The sequence below is a fragment of the Alicyclobacillus sp. SO9 genome, from assembly GCF_016406125.1.
GTDB lineage: Bacteria > Bacillota > Bacilli > Alicyclobacillales > Alicyclobacillaceae > SO9.
This window is the reverse complement of sequence record NZ_CP066339.1, coordinates 1-19,243: the sequence shown is the minus strand read 5'-3', so window position 1 is coordinate 19,243 and position 19,243 is coordinate 1. Positions and strand designations below refer to the sequence as shown.

Sequence of the window (19,243 nt, the reverse complement as noted above, 5' to 3'; positions counted from 1 at the left end):
CCGGTGTAGACTAACGCTGTGTGGACTAGGGCGTGTGACATAAGCGTGTATGACATAAAGATGTGGACTAACGCTGTCTGACCTAAGCATGTGTGGCATAAAGATATGGACTAACGCTGTCTGACCTAAGCATGTGTGATTCTAGGAAGTACGCGGCCATCCAGACACAGGCCAGTTGTACAAATTCAATGGCCTTTAAGCTATGCACTTTTAATTGGGGCCGGTTGCTTGAAATGAGGCTGTTCACTTTTGAGAATTGGGATGTGTAGATTTCAATGCTCAACCATGTAGGCATGAGACAACTGCAGAGTGAAGCGTATGCGCTTCGATTGATGAGAAAAATTCATAGGGATCATCCCGACAAGAATGGCAATGGAAGTCCCCATGCGGGCATATTGTACAGAGCCTCTGAAAATGTAGCCAGTTACGCCAGGCAGGCAGTTGCCTACGCAGCGGCAGCGGATTCTGCACCCATGGAAGTAAAGCCCGTCGTAAGGTACTACCAAATGCTGCATACAGTGAAAACACTGTTATACCTCTTTCAGTTGGACTTCCCGTCCTCAACCAGTGTTCTCCAACACGGACTCTCTGTTCGACGCATCAAGCGCAGTGGGTATCGATGGCCATTGGAGAAACTCACTGTACATAAGGAAGGCATCATCCAGTCATTTCATCACTTATTCTCTCAAAAACCTCTGCCTGAAAAGCTTCTTGTCGGAGATTTGATTGGCTCACTCCCACAATTATCGGGCATTTTGGGGCAATTTTACGATCACTTGGAACACGCATACCCTCTATATACAAATTCCAGTCAAATGCCAACAATGGGTCCACCAGAATCGGTGCATGTAGAGGTACGTCAGTCAAAGACACAAGATCAGATGGCACAAGGTCAGACAGCACAAGTCCAGCGCGATCAGACGGACCCTATGGAATCCATGGACAAGCACCTGGATACCAATGAAGAGACAACGGAGTCTCTCACACAAATCGATGATTTAGGGGAGTCTGCGTCCCACGCAGCCACTGTGGACAAAACTGCGTCTTCGAATGGTGTGCAAAAAACGCAAAGAGCACGCTCGACTGGCACTCCCCCAGTTCGTATCACGGCTCAAAGAAGTAGAGCATGGGTCTCTCGTCGAATTGCTTCAAACCAGGGCATGACCGTCGATGAATGGAAGCAAGCGTATCTAAATGCAGGTCCCGTAAACCATGTAGGCACGGAAATTCCCCAGGATGCAAACACCGGCTCATCCACTATGATGGGACAAGTTGAGCGAGCTCACGATTCTAGATACGTGCAAGGACATGAACCAGCCAGCAGTGCCCCACCTGGAGCAAATTCAAGCCTGTTAGTATCATCTGAAGCAAATCGGAAAGGTTATCTAAATATCCCATTGCCAACTCCGAATCATCCGTGGTTCAACTCTTACGACGGAGTAGACTATCTCGTAGACGAACCCGCCTATCCCGTTTATCTCGTACAATACGGATTACTCTTCTGCCTTTCTGCGCTGAGCAGATACTCCGCAACGGAATGGTCTGACATCATTCACTGGAATAATGAACAGGATGCACTTTTAGTGCGTGAGTATTTAAGACTCCCCTGTCCCCGACCCATCGTGCGCCTTGACATTCCTATTACTCCCCAATCCATCGAATGGATTGCGGACGGCCGCATAGTCAACGACTAAGAAGAGAGAGCTTGGAGAAACATCGCCTCCTGCGAGCAGCGGGGCAACCGGGCCCAAAGGGATGGGGGCTCGGGAACAATCGCACGGGCGCAGGGGGCAGCGCAGCACAGGAATGCGCCCGGGGGCTGCGACTGTCGGCCCCGGGGGCTCCGGCTGTCGGCGCATGGGCATCCAACCGGGGGCCAGCTGTCGGCGCCAGGGCAAATAGAGATCCGAGAAGCGCTTATTCGCCGCATCGGAGGCCCAATGGAGCAAATAAGCGCTTCAGACGAGCTTATTTGCTGTTCAGACCCCATTTTCGTTGGTTTTCCGGCCCTTAAGCACTTCTCAGGAGCTTATTTTGTACTCGGCGATAGGCATGTTCCAAATAAGCACTTGTGGGATCTCTATTTTCTGCACCCCTCCCCCTCATCGGGTCTTTGGACACAGTTCCGCCACATCTGAGGCATGTCAACGGGCTGTTTGTGTCCGCCTTGTGAACACAACGTCGCCAGGGACCATGTTTTGGCACTGCCCCCCCTCTTTTGCCCTCAAGCAGACACAATTCCGCCATAAACACCAACTCTACTTCCATGCATTCAGGAACTTCAGACAGTAAATAAACGGGTGTCCCCGTTTATCTTCCTTCTCCTCTTTCTCTCTTTGTCGGTTCCTCCACTTGTACCTACAGTCACACACAAAAACACTTCATCCGCTCTCGTCGTCTTCTCTCTATCGCTCCCCTCACGAAACACCAACTCTGCTTCCATGCATTCAAGGAACTTCAGACGGTAAATAACGGGTTTCCCCGTTTATCTTCCTTCTCCTCTTTCTCTCTTGTTCATTCCGTCACTTGTACCTGCAGTCACATACAAAAGACGCTGCACCCCATCGGGTGCAACGCCTCTCTCTTCTTGCTCTCTCGCCTGGCAATGTCCTACTTTCCCAGGAGCTCGCGCTCCAAGTATCATCGGCGCTGGAGGTCTTAACGGTCGTGTTCGGGATGGGTACGCGTGTGGCCCCTCCGCTCTCGTCACCAGACTGGGTTCATACGGTGTCAGCTCATCCGCTGGCACTAAAGTGAACGCTTCTTCGCAGACACCGCATCAACCCTATGTACTTCCTTGAAGTCACCTTCGCGCTTCAAGTAGTTTGTATACCTGTCTTCCCAGACAGCGAGTCGTCTGTCGTTTCCCTGTTCCTCTGGTGAAGCCCTCGACCGATTCGTATCCGTCAGCTCCACGTATCACTACGCTTCCACTCCGGACCGATCTACCTCGTCTTCTTCAAGGGGTCTTACTCCATAAATGGATGGGACACGTTATCTTGAGGGGGGCTTCGCGCTTAGATGCTTTCAGCGCTTATCCCTTCCAGACTTAGCTACCCAGCTATGCTCTTGGCAGAACAACTGGGACACCAGCGGTCTGTTCATCCCGGTCCTCTCGTACTAAGGACGATTCCTCTCACGTATCCTGCGCCCGCGGCAGATAGGGACCGAACTGTCTCACGACGTTCTGAACCCAGCTCGCGTACCGCTTTAATGGGCGAACAGCCCAACCCTTGGGACCGACTTCAGCCCCAGGATGCGATGAGCCGACATCGAGGTGCCAAACCTCCCCGTCGATGTGAACTCTTGGGGGAGATCAGCCTGTTATCCCCGGGGTAGCTTTTATCCGTTGAGCGACGGCCCTTCCACTCGGGGCCGCCGGGTCACTAAGCCCGACTTTCGTCCCTGCTCGACCTGTCCGTCTCGCAGTCAAGCTCCCTTTTGCCTTTACACGCACTGCGCGATTTCCATCCGCGCTGAGGGAACCTTTGGGCGCCTCCGTTACCTTTTTGGAGGCGACCGCCCCAGTCAAACTGCCCGCCTGACACTGTCCCCACGCCAGTTTCATGGCGCCAGGTTAGAAGATTGGCATCTCAAGGGTGGTATCCCAACACCGACTCCACATTGGCTTGCGCCCCTGCTTCTCTGTCTCCCACCTATCCTGTACATGACATACCCATCTCCCATATCAAGCTGCAGTCAAGCTCCACGGGGTCTTTCCGTCTAGCCGCGGGTAACCTGCATCTTCACAGGTATTACAATTTCACCGGGTCTCTCGTTGAGACAGCGCCCAAGTCGTTGCGCCTTTCGTGCGGGTCGGAACTTACCCGACAAGGAATTTCGCTACCTTAGGACCGTTATAGTTACGGCCGCCGTTTACTGGGGCTTCAATTCAGACCTTCGGGTTTACACCCTAAGCCCTCCTCTTAACCTTCCAGCACCGGGCAGGCGTCAGCCCCTATACTTCGCCTTTCGGCTTGGCAGAGACCTGTGTTTTTGATAAACAGTCGCTTGGGCCTTTTCACTGCGGCTCATCTCTCGATGAGCGCCCCTTCTCCCGAAGTTACGGGGCCATTTTGCCGAGTTCCTTAACGAGAGTTTTCCCGCGCGCCTTCGTGTTCTCCACGCGCCCACCTGTGTCGGTTTTCGGTACGGGCACTCCTTTCCTCACTAGAGGCTTTTCTCGGCAGTGTGATCCTCAGGACTTCGGTACTGTTCTTCCCTCCCCATCACAGCTTGAGGTTAATAGAACCGGGATTTGCCTCGATTCCCCTCTTGCTGCTTGGACGGCCTCTTCCATCCGGCCGCTTCCCTGGACCTCCTGCGTCACCCCTTCGCTCAAACAGTCTGGAGTGGTACTGGAATTTCCACCAGTTGTCCTTCGACTACGCCTTTCGGCCTCGCCTTAGGTCCCGACTAACCCTGGGCGGACGATCCTTCCCCAGGAACCCTTGGGCTTTCGGCGGACAAGATTCTCACTTGTCTTTTCGCTACTTATACCGGCATTCTCACTTCCATGACCTCCACCAAGCCTCTCAGCTCAACTTCGCCGCTCATGGAACGCTCCCCTACCACGCACATCTCTGTGCATCCAAAGCTTCGGTGTCCAGTTTAGCCCCGTTACATTTTCCGCGCAGCGTCACTCGACCAGTGAGCTATTACGCACTCTTTCAATGGTGGCTGCTTCTAAGCCAACATCCTGGTTGTCTGTGCACCGCCACATCGTTTCCCACTGAACTGGTACTTTGGGACCTTAGCTGTTGGTCTGGGCTGTTTCCCTTTTGACCACGGATCTTAGCATTCGTAGTCTGACTGCCCGGGTTAATATTGCGGCATTCGGAGTTTGACTGAGCTTGGTAACCCTGGACGGGCCCCGCACCCAATCAGTGCTCTACCTCCGCAACTCATCCCCGGACGCTAGCCCTAAAGCTATTTCGGGGAGAACCAGCTATCTCCGAGTTCGATTGGAATTTCTCCCCTACCCCCAGTTCATCCCCTGGCTTTTCAACGCCAGTGGGTTCGGGCCTCCATGCGGTGTTACCCGCACTTCACCCTGACCAGGGGTAGATCACCCGGTTTCGGGTCGAGGACTGCCAACTTATCGCCCTTTTCAGACTCGCTTTCGCTTCGGCTCCGGCTTCTCACCTTAACCTTGCTCGCCGCCCTCACTCGCCGGTTCATTCTACAAAAGGCACGCCGTCACACCTCTACGGATGCTTCGACTGATTGTAGGCACACGGTTTCAGGTTCTCTTTCACTCCGCTCCCGCGGTGCTTTTCACCTTTCCCTCACGGTACTCATCACTATCGGTCGCCAGGGAGTATTTAGCCTTAGGAGGTGGTCCTCCCAGATTCCCACGGGGTTTCTCGTGTCCCGCGGTACTTGGGGTCATGCGACAAAGTCGCGTCCGTTTCGAGTACGGGGCTCTCACCCTCTTCGACAGGCCTTCCCAGACCTTTCCTCTACGAACATCGTTTTCTCACTCTGTGAACCGGTTGCAGCCCGTTCTTCGCTTGCCCCGCTACCCCGTCTACGCATCCCCTGCAAGGTTTCCCGCGTATCCGGTTTAGGCTCTTCCGCTTTCGCTCGCCACTACTGACGGAATCACTCTTGTTTTCTCTTCCTCGGGGTACTGAGATGTTTCAGTTCTCCCGGTTGCCTCTACAGACCTATGGATTCAGTCTGCAGTCCTGGCCCATCACGACCAGGGGGTTCCCCCATTCGGACATCCACGGATCAAGGCTCGCTTACAGCTCCCCGTGGCATTTCGGTGTTCGCCCCGTCCTTCTTCGGCTCCTGGCGCCTAGGCATCCCCCGTGCGCCCTTTCTACCTTCACCACATTCGGTCCGCATTGCTGCTTCCCGATTTTCGGTATTTCATACTATCACTTTCATTCACATCCCTGTGAACGAAGTGCAGTTACCCATTTCTTACTTGTGAACAGGAAAATTCACTTCTCGCTATCTGGTTGTCAAGGTACACACCTCTGTGTCCAAAGACACAAAAGTTGAAGATACACTTCCCTGCATTCCTGCAGGCAGGGCACCTTCAAAACTAAACACACACACTAACTCCAGTTTCCCAGCGGGACTTGCAGTTAGTTCAGAGACGCTTGCGTTCTGACAGACTCTCGCGGTCTGTCTAGTACTCCATAGAAAGGAGGTGATCCAGCCGCACCTTCCGATACGGCTACCTTGTTACGACTTCACCCCAATCATCAGCCCCACCTTCGGCGGCTAGTCCCCCTAAGGGTTACCCCACCGACTTCGGGTGTTGCCAACTCTCGTGGTGTGACGGGCGGTGTGTACAAGGCCCGGGAACGGATTCACCGCGGCATGCTGATCCGCGATTACTAGCAATTCCGGCTTCATGCAGGCGGGTTGCAGCCTGCAATCCGAACTACGAACGGTTTTCTGGGTTTTGCTCCACCTCGCGGTCTCGCTTCCCTTTGTTCCGCCCATTGTAGCACGTGTGTTGCCCAGGACATAAAGGGCATGATGATTTGACGTCATCCCCACCTTCCTCCGACTTGCGTCGGCTGTCACCTGTGAGTCCCCATCTTTACATGCTGGTAACACAGATTAAGGGTTGCGCTCGTTGCGGGACTTAACCCAACATCTCACGACACGAGCTGACGACAACCATGCACCACCTGTCTCCCCTGCCCCGAAGGGAAGGTGTATCTCTACACCGGTCAGGGGGATGTCAAGCCCTGGTAAGGTTCTTCGCGTTGCTTCGAATTAAACCACATGCTCCACTGCTTGTGCGGGCCCCCGTCAATTCCTTTGAGTTTCAGTCTTGCGACCGTACTCCCCAGGCGGAGTGCTTATTGGGTTTCCTTCGGCACTGAGGGCGGTAACCCCCAACACCTAGCACTCATCGTTTACGGCGTGGACTACCAGGGTATCTAATCCTGTTCGCTCCCCACGCTTTCGTGCCTCAGCGTCAGTCACTGTCCAGCAAGGCGCCTTCGCCACTGGTATTCCTCCACATCTCTACGCATTTCACCGCTACACGTGGAATTCCCCTTGCCTCTCCAGTACTCAAGCCTCACAGTTTCCAAGGCATTCTCAGGGTTGAGCCCTGAGTTTTCACCCCAGACTTACAAGGCCGCCTACGCACGCTTTACGCCCAGTGATTCCGGACAACGCTTGCCCCCTACGTATTACCGCGGCTGCTGGCACGTAGTTAGCCGGGGCTTCCTCTTCCGGTACCGTCTCGACAGGAGCATTCCCTCTCCTGTCCGCTCTTCCCGATTGACTGAGCTTTACAACCCGAAGGCCTTCTTCGCTCACGCGGCGTTGCTCCGTCAGGCTTTCGCCCATTGCGGAAGATTCCCTACTGCTGCCTCCCGTAGGAGTCTGGGCCGTGTCTCAGTCCCAGTGTGGCCGGTCACCCTCTCAGGTCGGCTACGCATCGTTGCCTTGGTAGGCCGTTACCCCACCAACTAGCTAATGCGCCGCGGGCTCCTCTGTCAGTACTGCCGTAGCAGCTTTCAAAGCAGGAAGATGCCTTCCCGCTGTCTATCCGGCATTAGCACCCGTTTCCGGATGTTATTCCAGTCTGACAGGCAGATTGCCCACGTGTTACTCACCCGTCCGCCGCTAACCTCTGGGAGCAAGCTCCCAGAGGTCCGCTCGACTTGCATGTATTAGGCACGCCGCCAGCGTTCGTCCTGAGCCAGGATCAAACTCTCAAATTTGGTCTTGCTTATATCCTGTACTGCTCTTCTCTCAAAGAACAGACGAAGCTCATTTCTTACACAAGCGTCTCTTTCGTGTGTTTAGTTTTCAAGGAACCGGTAAACCTCTAAAATTTCCATTTTGGCTTACAAAATGTGAGGGTTTTTGTCGAACCGCTTTATTAGCGGCGAGAAATAGTATAGCATCGCAGAGTTGGTAATGTCAACCCACGAAACTTCATTTGTATAAGAAAAGCCGTGCAATCTTTGACAGAACTATAATTCATATGTATATGTTTAGTATATCAGGGTTATCTTTGCTGTAATGGCGGTTGTATAACTGTCGAATTGCGGCTTCTATGAAATTGACGATTTCCAGCAGCGTGTACCGTTCCGGATTCTGGGAGGGTCGGCTAATCACACGGACTCAGTGGTTCATTATACTGCAGAGATCATTAGGGTAAGTATGTTATTAAGGTGAGTTTGTGCGCTCACTCGTTTTGAAATAGGGGTAGAAAGTGGTGCATCAATAACACAAGTGCATGAGGTCAATATGCTTGCGCTGGCATTAGCAACTGGATGAGCCAGGGATGAGAGAGTAGGGATGATTAGGCGAATTTTCATTACTTAATAACTGGACGATTCATCCAACTCGATATTCTGGTTGAATTTCCAGAGATGTGGCACTCTGAGTATTCGTCGGACCATCAAAAGCGAGACGTCGGGGGAATGAGGTTAGCACGGATATCATCTGCCCGATTCCGAATGATCCCCGCGATCTCGGAAGTAATTGCTCCACCTTTCATCTACCCGACTTCATCTGTGATACGAGATACTTGTCATTTCTTTAAGACTGCATTGAAAAAAAACATTAACAGTGCAACAAATACAAAGAAACCAAGAAACAAGCCACCTTGAATGATTCCCAATTCCTCAAAATTACTCACGATTCCACCACCTTGCATTACACTTAAAAAGCAGAAATCTATCTTCAAATACCGTCTTCAAGCCGTTGCCCGCGTGAGTCTCGCAGTTTCATGCTGGGTGCATATTAAATATGCATTAGAGATATTCGTTAGAGGCATAGCTTTCAGCCTTCTAGCGAGTCATGGTTTGCATTTAGTTTCTTCATCACATTATCTTCACAAAACGAATTTCCGATACCCTTATTCAACAACGATATTATCAATTCTTGTGTGACAAGTCCACATCTTGTCCTGCAATAGCGCATTTCTAGACTGAAAGCCGAGAGTCCGCCGAAACATGAGAAACCGGCGAGCATTTCCATATCCCCTGTACCATTGACTCGGTTGCCACAAATAAAAAATAAGCAATACAACAAGAAATGATACACCGTCATCTCTTGAGTGTGAACTGACAGCATACCATTTCTCAATGTATGGGAGTTGTATCGGAAATTTGAACGATAGTTACTGATGTCTGAACTTCAAGTTTCTGAACTTCAAGTCACTGAACTTCAGATCACTGAAAATCGTCGTCAACACACGTTATCGACAGAACGTAGTGTTAGTCCTCAGTCCGTTCTCTCGCCACAAGAACCGGTACTTCCGCATGGTGGACGAGTCCGTGACTGACACTGCCAAGAAAGAAGCGGTTCACGGCATTGCGACCATGGCTGCCACAAACAATCAAATCAAATCCTTCGTCTTTTGCCACCTGGGCCAGTACAATAGCAGGAGATGTTACACTTCTTTCATGCCGAAATCGAACGCGATGTTGGTTCTTTTCAGATGGTGCCATCGAGTGTTCTTTGACTTCCTTGGCAAGGTCTTTAGCAAATTCAGCCGACACGTTGACCCCATGGGCGGACGTGAACATCTGCGTTACATAGAAAACGTCAACGGTTGCGTCAGGCCAAACTTCAAGAAATTCATTGGCTAACTTTGCTGCATGTAGAGCCGAGTCCGAACCATCCGCGGCGAACAAAATTTTCTTCATATCAAGCCCTCCTGGCAACATAGATATGATGCGGGACTGATTGAACGGGTGTCTCTACTTTAATTATTACTATTTTATCAAATTACCGAAAGTTCAGTATATACTAGTTCGTATGTACCGATTTTTGAAGATTTGACAGTCCATTTTAACCACAAGTCTTACTACAAGTCCATCACTCTTAAATAGCGCCTTCAATCGCACTTTCAATCGCACTTTCAATCGCACGTTTAACCACACGTTTAACTACGAGGCTGATGGGCTCATCGTTTGCCAATCTCCAATAGAAATAGCGGCCGAGCGCTGTTACGTCGCCGGCCGCATTTATCTTTACACTGTTGTCATGTTGTCATCAAGCTCTCTGGTCGTTCGGCTCCATCTACTGTTTCTCCCCTCAGTATTGAAGCCGTTTTAACGCGTAAAGACCTCTACATGTTTCTTATGGAGAGCTCAAATCAGTATTAGACTCACTTTCCTAATTCGAGCTTAGATCTACATTGGGAAACTTTTACTTACTATAACCCTCTTACTTGCTTTAACCCTCTTACTCGTCCTCAGCATTGTCCGTTTCTTCAGAAGCATCCTCCGCTTCTTCATCGCTTCCATCGTCTTCAAGCTCGTCCTCAACAACATCCGCTTCTTCAGCATCGTCCATGTCCTCAGACCCGTCCATGTCTTCAGCATCTTCAAGCTCGACACCTTCAAGAACTTCAACGACATCATCGACCTCAATGACGTCTGTGATATTCTCAGCGCCTTCTTCATCCTCGTCCCCTGGAATGACACGTGCAACGGTTGCGACTTCTTCGCCTTCAGGTACATTGATGAGTTTTACGCCGCGTGTGAAGCGCCCTTGCTTGGAGATATCTTTTACATGAATTCGAATGGTGATTCCTGCATTGGTTATGATCATCAGATCATCTTCATCGTCCACAATGTTGAGTCCAACAATGAAGCCGTTTTTCTCTGTACAATTTAACGTCTTGATACCCTTACCGCCGCGGGTCTGGGACCGGTAGTCGATAATAGGAGTTTTCTTGCCGTATCCGCGGGTAGTAACCACCAACACGTTTTCTCCGTTTTGAACAACATCCATACCAATGACCTTGTCTTCGGCAGAAAGTTGTATACCTTTGACTCCTGTTGCTGCACGACCCATGCGACGAACATTCTTTTCCGAGAAGCGAATCGACATGCCTTTATACGTTGCCATGATAATATCTTGCTCGCCGTCAGTGAGGCGAACAGAAATCAGTTCATCTTCTTCTCGGAGATTGATACCGATGAGACCTGTCTTTCGTAAATTGCTGTAGTCTGCGAGAGCTGTTTTCTTTACTACACCCTGACGCGTAGCAAAGAACAGAAACTGATTTGACACTTCTTCTGCATTCAATGTGCTAACGGGAATGACGGTTGAAATCTGCTCTCCAGGCTCAATTTGAAGCAAATTAATAATTGGGATCCCTTTGGCCTGTCGACTGTATTCAGGCACCTCATATCCTTTCACACTGTACACTCGGCCCCTGTTTGTAAAGAAGAGCAAATGGTGGTGAGAGGATGTAATGAACATGTGTTCCACAAAGTCTTCTTCGCGGGTTCCCATCATGGATATACCGCGGCCTCCGCGCTTTTGCGTATGGTACGCAGACAGCGGAATTCGCTTAATGTAGCCTGCATGGGTGAGTGTGATGGCCACGTCCTGAACCGGAATCAGGTCTTCGTCGGCAATATCTCCTTCGGAAGCGATAATTTCAGTTCGTCGTGCATCACCGAACTTATCTCGAATTTCAAGAATTTCCCTTCTAATCACGCCGAGAAGCAGTTGTTCGTCTGCCAGGATCTCTCGCAAACGTTTAATGAGCTCGAGCAGTTCGTTGTACTCATTTTCAATCTTTTCTCGTTCCAATCCTGTCAGGCGCTGCAATCGCATATCCAAGATTGCCTGAGCTTGCTCGTGACTCAATCCAAATCGGTTGATTAAACCTTCCCGAGCCTCTTCGGTGGTTTGCGACCCTCGAATCAAAGCAATCACTTCGTCCAGGTAATCGAGCGCAATCCGCAATCCTTCGAGAATATGAGCGCGGGCTTCAGCCTTGTTGAGATCAAACTGTGTCCGCCTGCGGACTACATCTCTCTGATGTTGCAGGTAAAAATAAATCATGTCTCTCAGGTTCAGCACTTTTGGTTGTCCATCCACGAGAGACAGCATGATAATGCCAAAACTGCTTTGCAGACCCGTGTGCTTATACAGATTATTTAAGACTACCTGAGGTCTTACATCTCGGCGAAGTTCGATGACGATGCGCATACCGTCGCGATCGGACTCGTCTCGAAGGTCAGTAATGCCGTCTATCTTCTTATCGCGGGTTAACTCCGCAATTTTTTCAATGAGGCGAGCTTTGTTCTGCTGATAGGGAATTTCATTGACCACAATTCTGGTCTTTCCCCCTTGCATCTCTTCAAATTCCGTTCTTGCCCGAATCGTTACAGAACCTCTCCCGGTTCTGTACGCGTTACGAATACCGGCACGACCGAGGATAATTCCTGCTGTGGGAAAGTCCGGACCTGTAATAATTGCCATGAGTTCGTCCATCGTGATTTCAGGGTTGTCAATCATAGCCACAACACCATCAATAACTTCCGTCAAGTTGTGGGGTGGAATGTTGGTTGCCATTCCCACTGCAATTCCTGACGATCCGTTAACGAGCAGGTTCGGAAACCTAGATGGCAGCACCAGCGGCTCATTTTCATTCTCGTCGTAGTTTGGTCCGAAATCTACCGTTTCCTTGTTAATATCCCGCAGCATTTCCATAGTAATCGATGACATGCGAGCTTCAGTGTACCGCATAGCCGCCGCTGAATCTCCGTCGACAGACCCAAAGTTCCCGTGACCGTCAACTAAGAGATATCTGGTTGAAAACGTTTGTGCCAAGCGAACTAATGCGTCATAAACGGCACTGTCCCCATGAGGATGATATTTTGCCAATACGTCCCCGACAACCCGAGCTGACTTCTTATGAGGCTTGTCAGGTGTCATTCCTACTTCATACATTGCATACAGAATTCTTCGATGTACAGGCTTGAGTCCATCTCGGACATCAGGAATTGCCCGGCTCACAATGACACTCATTGCATAATCCAAGAACGAGTTTCTCAGTTCCTGTCCGAGATCGATAGGTAAAACTCTGCTTTCAAATTCGTCTGACAAACCTTGTCACTCCCGTTGGATAATGTTCTAGTCAATCTGTATAAATTCCAATTTGAATTATCTAGATATCCAGGTTGCGAACGTATCGAGCATGCTGCTCAATAAACTCTCTCCTCGGTTCAACCTTGTCTCCCATCAGCATACTGAAAATCATATCTGCTTCCATCGCATCATCCATACCGACTTGGAGCAGTGTACGGCCGTCCGGGTCCATCGTAGTTTCCCAGAGCTGATTGGGATTCATCTCTCCAAGACCTTTATAGCGCTGGAGAGAGATGCCATTGCGGCCCGTTTCGGTCAAGATTCTATCCAGTTCATTATCGGTATACGCGTAACGAACAGATTTTCCTTTTTGAATCTTGTACAAAGGGGGTTGAGCGATATATACATAACCCGCATCAATCAATGGTTTCATAAAGCGATAGAACAGGGTTAAAAGCAGAATTCTGATGTGACTTCCGTCCACATCGGCATCTGTCATAATGACAATTTTATGGTATCTCACTTTATCTAACTCAAATTCCTCACCAACACCTGTACCAATGGCGGTAATGATAGAACGAATTTCATTATTGGAAAAAATTTTATCCAGACGCGCTTTTTCGACGTTAATAATTTTACCGCGAAGGGGCAGGATGGCTTGGAATGATCGGTCTCTTCCCTGTTTAGCAGAACCTCCGGCTGAGTCTCCCTCAACGATGTAGATCTCACTGATAGAAGCATCCTTGGTAGAACAATCAGCAAGTTTTCCAGGTAATGAACTGACTTCCAAAGCACTCTTTCGACGGGTAAGTTCACGGGCTTTTCTGGCGGCTTCTCTCGCTCTTGCTGCAGTCAGCGACTTTTCCACAATCCGTTTTGCTACGGCCGGATTTTCTTCAAGAAAAGCAGAAAACTTGTCACTGAACAGTCCGTCCACAATACCTCGAACCTCACTGTTTCCCAGCTTGGTTTTGGTCTGTCCTTCAAATTGAGGTTCTGGTACCTTCACACTAATAATGGCAGCTAGTCCTTCACGAACATCGTCACCGCTTAGCTTGCTGTCGCTGTCCTTCAGAATCCCCATTTTGCGTGCATAGTCATTCATGACTCGGGTCAGGGCCGATTTAAAGCCAGACTCATGAGTTCCGCCTTCGTGCGTGTTAATGTTATTCGCGAAGGAGAACATGGTTGTTGCATAGCCGTCGTTGTACTGTAGTGCGACGTCAATAGTGACGTCATCACGAACCCCGCTGACAAACACAGGTTCCTCGTGAAGGACGTCTTTTGTCCTGTTGATATACTCAACGAAAGCAGCAACTCCGCCAGAATAGCAATAGTTATACGCCTTCTCATCGCGCTCGTCTTCTAACTGAATTTCCAGACCGGCATTCAAAAAGGCCAGTTCACGCAGACGTGATTGTAAAATATCGATTTCGAAACTGGTTGTCTCCGTAAAAATCTTATCATCGGGCGTAAATGTGACGGTCGTACCGGTATGGTCTGTAGTGCCCATTATTTTCAGATCGTATAACGGTACACCTCGTTCATATTCTTGAACGTAGAGGTTTCCTTCTCGATGGACTTCCACTTTCAAGTTTTTCGATAGTGCATTGACAACTGAGGCACCGACTCCGTGCAAACCGCCGCTGACTTTGTATCCGCTGCCCCCAAACTTGCCGCCTGCATGCAGGACTGTCAATGCAGTCTCAACTGCAGGTCTCCCGGTTTTCGAATGAATCCCGACGGGAAATCCAGCTCCGTTATCTATGACAGAAACGCTGTTATCAGGGTGTACCTGAACAATAATCTTTGTACACCGTCCAGCCAGGGCTTCGTCCACCGCATTGTCGACGATCTCCCACACCAGATGATGCAATCCCCTGGAACTGGTGGAGCCAATATACATCCCGGGACGTTTTCTAACCGCTTCAAGTCCCTCGAGAACTTGAATCTGTGATTCATCATAGACTTGGTTTGACAAGTGTGTTCCCTCCAACGGATACATAAGTGAGCTTCATAAATAACCTTCAGTTTAGAAAAACTGTCAACAGAAATGAGGTAATTAAGGCTGTTGAAACGTTGTTGAACCTCCCGGCCCCCGTTCCAGTATTGCCGCCCGTTTTCTAAGCGTCAGGGAAGAAATTGGGGAGTAATATAAGGCCTTATTTGTAACGACAAAGGACTTCAGTTCACCAACGTCGATGATCTTCGCTGAATTGGCCCTCTTCGCTAATTCCAAGTAACTGTTTGTATCAGGGCTGTCTTTCGCCGACAAATCAAAAATGCCGATGATATCTTCTAACCGAACCATCGTATCTCCGCCAATATGTATAAACACGAAAGACACCTACCCCTCAGTTTCTATTATACCAGAACGTACCCTTAACAGGTGTGCATCGTTATCCAACTGACTTTGAAGATGATATAGACTGGTGGTCGTAATTATAGTTTGCACTTTTTCCCGCATAGATAAAACGAGATTTCTCTGTCTTTCGTCATCAAGTTCGGAAAGAACGTCGTCCAACAGCAATACCGGGTACTCTTGTACTTCCCTGTGGATGAAATCAATTTCTGCCAATCGAAGCGACAGAGCAATCGTCCTCTGTTGACCCTGACTGGCAAATGACTGAACCGGTTGATTGTCTAGTTTGAAAACGAGATCGTCGCGGTGGGGACCAATGCCTGTATATCCTTGGTTCAGATCGGTACTCTGTTTATCAATCAAAGCCTGATTAAATAAGGCTTCCAACTCTTCAACGGACTGTGAGACTTCCCATCGAACGCCTGGTACTGAGCAGCTGTAGGACAGAGAAAAAGCCTCTTTTCCTGAAGATATGGAATGGTATACCCCTTGTGCAAATTCTCCTAAATCGGTAACAAATGCACGACGTCTGTACATGACTTGCGCACCATGTTCAGCCAGTTGTGTATTGAGAACATCAACAAGTTCCAAATCTGGATTTGGAAGCTTTAGCATAGAATTGCGTTGCTGTAGAACTCGATGATACTGACTTAAGTGATACAGGTATTTCACTTGGATTTGGCCCAGTTCCATATCGATAAAGCGTCGACGCTGTGCGGGGCCCCCTTTGACTAGGTACAAGTCTTCTGGAGCAAACAAAACAACCTGAAAATGACCGACGAAATCGGTCATTTTTGTTTGCGTAATCCCGTTTAACAGTGCCCGCTTGCCCTTGTTACCCAAGTGAACGGCCATCGTCTGCTTGCGACCGCGGCGCTCAATTGCAGCCTCGACGGATGAATACTGTTCTCCCCAGTGTATCAGATCTTGGTCTTTCGCTGTACGGTGAGATTTTCCCACAGCCAGCAAATAGATGGCTTCGAGAACATTAGTTTTCCCCTGAGCATTGTCTCCTAACAAAATATTGACATGCGGATTTAATTCAAGTGACTCATCTGTGTAATTGCGAAAGTGATGAAGACGAATCGCTGTAATATGCATATAAACTATTCCGCCCTGATGACATAAACTTGTTCACCGTATTGAATCTCGTCTCCCGGATACAGCTTGCGTCCGCGTCTCTTGTCGACAATGCCATTAACATACACATTCTCTTCCTGCAAAAAGAACTTTGCTTGTCCGCCGCTGGAGATGACATCTGTCAACTTCAGAAACTGGGCTAAGGTAATGTAGTCTCCTTCAATCACCAATTCCAAAACTTCACCTCGTTATCTCATAAGTACTGGAGAAATCAATTGAAGTGTATCTTCTTGACCGTGTTTACGAAGAACAAACGGTTGATTGGAGCCGTTAAAGTATATGGATATTTCTTCATTGCCCAAGGCTTTCAAAGCATCTAAAACGTACTTCGCGTTAAAGGCAATAAATACATCATCGCCAATTTGATTTAAAACAGACATAGATTCCGATACATTGCCAATTTCAGGAGAACTTGATGAAACTGTTAGGTTTTGGTTCGTGAGCTCCATTCGGATCATATGGTTGTCCCGGTCCCTTGCAATTAATGCAGCGCGATCGATAGCGTTCATAAAGTCGTTGTTAGATACGATAATTTCGGTTTTCTGTGTTGTAGGTATAATGCGCGTTGTATCCGGGTACGTTCCCTCAATGAGACGAGTGTAAAACAAGGTGTTCCCAATTGAAAAGAGGCTGTGGCTGTTTGTGAACTGAATGGAAACAGTCTCCGTAAGATCGGAGAGAACTTTCAGAAGTTCATTTAGTGATTTTGCCGGAAGAATGGCTTCTCTTTCTTCGTCTTCTTCTGATGTCCCGGAAAAGGGGACTGATTTTGTCGCTAAACGTAATCCATCTGTTGCCGTAAACGTCAGTGCATCCTTGCCGAACTGAAGGTGAATTCCTGTCAGAATGGGTCTGACTTCGGATGTGGACGTTGCAAAAGAGGTTGATCGAATCAAAGATTGGAGAGCTTCTGTTGAGAGTTCTATGGCTTCAACATTGTGGAAACTAGGCAGTTTTGGAAATTCAGTTGCATCGATTCCATGCAGGTGAAACTCAACCTGTCCGCATTGAATGTCTGTAGTGTAGTTGTTGTGAATGTCAAAAGAAACAATGTCTGAAGGAAGTTTCTTGACGACGTCCAACAGGTACCTGGCAGGAAGAACGATGGCACCAGACTGTTCGGTATAAAATCTATTTTCCTCATCAGCACGAATAGCACTCTGGATTCCGAGTTCAAGGTCATAGGCTGTCGCAGTTAGCGTATCTCCTTCTGCTTCAAGGAGGATTCCCATAAGTACTTGTTTTGTGCTTCGTACTGCTACTGCCTTTGAGGAAGTTTGAATAAGTTGAAGAAGTGCATTTTGATGAATAGTGAATTTCATGACGATTGTCGTCTCCTTCCAGATACGAGTTCTAAAGTGTTCATTCAGTGCATATATTCTTATGTTAAAGATCTTTAAAAGACGCAGTAATAGTAATAGTACTTGTTCACATGTGGATAAGTCCGAAAATGTTTAATGGGAGCTTGCCTGTGGACTGTGTATATCCTGTGTGTAAGTCCACATAATTATCAACCGTACTTTGGATAATTCAGTACAGGGTCTTAATAGCCTCTGCCAGGCGATTTATTGTGTTGGCCGTGTGTTGATCTGAACTCATCTGCTGGGCCACTTTTTCACACGCGTGTAAGACTGTGGTGTGATCGCGTCCGCCAAATGCTTCTCCTACCTTAGGCAGTGAAAGGTTTGTCAGCTCCCGGCACAAGTACATCGCAATTTGACGTGGAAAGGCCACGTTTTTTGTGCGCTTTTTTGCCTTGAGTTCTTCTACTTTTAAACCAAAGTGATCGGCAATGACTTTTTGAATTTGTGAGTACGTGATTTCTCTTGGTTTGTCCGGTGAAATGATGTCTTTTAAGGCCTGCTCTGCTAACTGCACCGACAGGTCCTCGTTGACGAGAGACGAGTAGGCAACGACTCGAATCAGAGCACCTTCGAGTTCTCGAATGTTCGTATCGACCTGATTGGCAATGTAGTTCAACACGTCCTCCGGAATGACTAACCTGTCTGACTTGGCCTTTCTTTGAAGAATGGCAATTCTAGTCTCCAAATCCGGCGGCTGGATGTCTGTAATAAGCCCCCATTCGAAGCGCGATCGGAGACGGTCTTCAAGAGTGGGAATATCCTTAGGCGGCCGGTCGCTGGAGATTACAATTTGTTTTCCTTCTCCGTGTAGAGAGTTAAAGGTATGGAAAAATTCCTCTTGGGTCTGTTCTTTCCCTGCCAAAAATTGAATGTCGTCAATGAGCAGTATATCTATGGAGCGATAGCGGTTTCGGAAATCTGCTGTCCTGCTGTCGCGAATGGCGGTGATAAATTCGTTGGTAAAACGCTCCGAGGACAAATATAGAACTTTGGAGTCAGGGGAGTATTGGTGTACGTACTGCCCAATAGCATGCATCAAGTGTGTCTTTCCCAGGCCAACTCCTCCGTACAAAAAGAGGGGATTATAAGAATGGGCGGGTTTTTCAGCAACTGCCAGACTGGCTGCATGAGCAAAGCGATTACTGGCGCCGATAACGAACGTATCAAAGGTGTACTTAGGGTTAAACTGGCTGGATTCGGTTTGAGGGCTCTTGGTTGAGTCTTCGCTGGCTTGATGATCAGCAACGATTTCCTCGGCTGGAGACTTCTGCTCGTCTTCATTGCTACATATATATTTAATAGAGTACTCCTGTTCAGTCAGAGCAGTAACTGTGGTGGATATAAAGTCCTTATAATGATTGACAATCCAATTTCGAGAAAAGGAAGAGGGAATATACACGGTTATTTCGTTGGCGGCGGTATCGTAGTTGATGATTTTGCTGCCTCCGAACCATGTGTTGAAGCTTGGGCCGCTCATGCGCTCGTTCATTATTAGCAGCACCTGCTCCCAAAGATCATCAAAATAGGTTGAGTTAAAAGCCAAACTCAT

9 protein-coding genes and 3 rRNA genes are annotated in these 19,243 nt (G+C 48.7%); 1 reads left to right on the top strand and 11 read right to left on the bottom strand.

The window, feature by feature from the left end; genetic code table 11:
• The first annotated feature begins 275 nt into the window (after positions 1 to 275).
• A complete protein-coding gene (locus tag GI364_RS00060) occupies positions 276 to 1,694 on the top strand; it encodes a YaaC family protein (RefSeq protein ID WP_198851724.1) in 1,419 nt (472 codons plus the stop codon).
• Positions 1,695 to 2,597: 903 nt separating this feature from the next.
• Here the strand turns inward: GI364_RS00060 and rrf are convergent.
• From rrf to dnaA, 11 genes are all read right to left on the bottom strand, one after another.
• Positions 2,598 to 2,714, bottom strand: a 5S ribosomal RNA gene (gene rrf, locus GI364_RS00055).
• Between the two features lie 162 nt (positions 2,715 to 2,876).
• Positions 2,877 to 5,838: ribosomal RNA gene (locus GI364_RS00050) — 23S ribosomal RNA — on the bottom strand.
• Positions 5,839 to 6,156: 318 nt separating this feature from the next.
• Positions 6,157 to 7,703, bottom strand: a 16S ribosomal RNA gene (locus GI364_RS00045).
• The 16S, 23S and 5S rRNA genes sit together here, the layout of an rRNA operon.
• A 1,506-nt stretch (positions 7,704 to 9,209) precedes the next feature.
• Entirely contained in the window at positions 9,210 to 9,641 is a 432-nt protein-coding gene (locus GI364_RS00040) for a universal stress protein (protein ID WP_198851723.1), read from the bottom strand.
• Positions 9,642 to 10,182: 541 nt separating this feature from the next.
• Complete coding sequence (gene gyrA / locus GI364_RS00035; RefSeq protein WP_198851722.1) at positions 10,183 to 12,846, bottom strand: DNA gyrase subunit A; 2,664 nt, start codon at positions 12,844 to 12,846, stop codon at positions 10,183 to 10,185.
• Between the two features lie 61 nt (positions 12,847 to 12,907).
• Complete coding sequence (gene gyrB, locus GI364_RS00030) at positions 12,908 to 14,833, bottom strand: DNA topoisomerase (ATP-hydrolyzing) subunit B (RefSeq protein ID WP_198851721.1); 1,926 nt, start codon at positions 14,831 to 14,833, stop codon at positions 12,908 to 12,910.
• A gap of 57 nt (positions 14,834 to 14,890) precedes the next feature.
• On the bottom strand, positions 14,891 to 15,166 hold the full coding sequence (gene remB, locus GI364_RS00025) for an extracellular matrix regulator RemB (RefSeq protein WP_198851720.1): 276 nt from the start codon (positions 15,164 to 15,166) through the stop codon (positions 14,891 to 14,893).
• Between the two features lie 9 nt (positions 15,167 to 15,175).
• A complete protein-coding gene (recF, locus tag GI364_RS00020; RefSeq protein WP_198851719.1) occupies positions 15,176 to 16,291 on the bottom strand; it encodes a DNA replication/repair protein RecF in 1,116 nt (371 codons plus the stop codon).
• Positions 16,292 to 16,296: 5 nt separating this feature from the next.
• On the bottom strand, positions 16,297 to 16,497 hold the full coding sequence (gene yaaA, locus GI364_RS00015) for a S4 domain-containing protein YaaA (RefSeq protein ID WP_370541873.1): 201 nt from the start codon (positions 16,495 to 16,497) through the stop codon (positions 16,297 to 16,299).
• Between the two features lie 21 nt (positions 16,498 to 16,518).
• Positions 16,519 to 17,652, bottom strand: coding sequence for a DNA polymerase III subunit beta (dnaN, locus tag GI364_RS00010; RefSeq protein WP_198851717.1), 1,134 nt, complete (start codon positions 17,650 to 17,652; stop codon positions 16,519 to 16,521).
• Between the two features lie 208 nt (positions 17,653 to 17,860).
• The gene (dnaA, locus tag GI364_RS00005) at positions 17,861 to 19,243 is read right to left on the bottom strand and encodes a chromosomal replication initiator protein DnaA (protein ID WP_198851716.1); all 1,383 of its coding nucleotides are present in this window, start codon (positions 19,241 to 19,243) and stop codon (positions 17,861 to 17,863) included.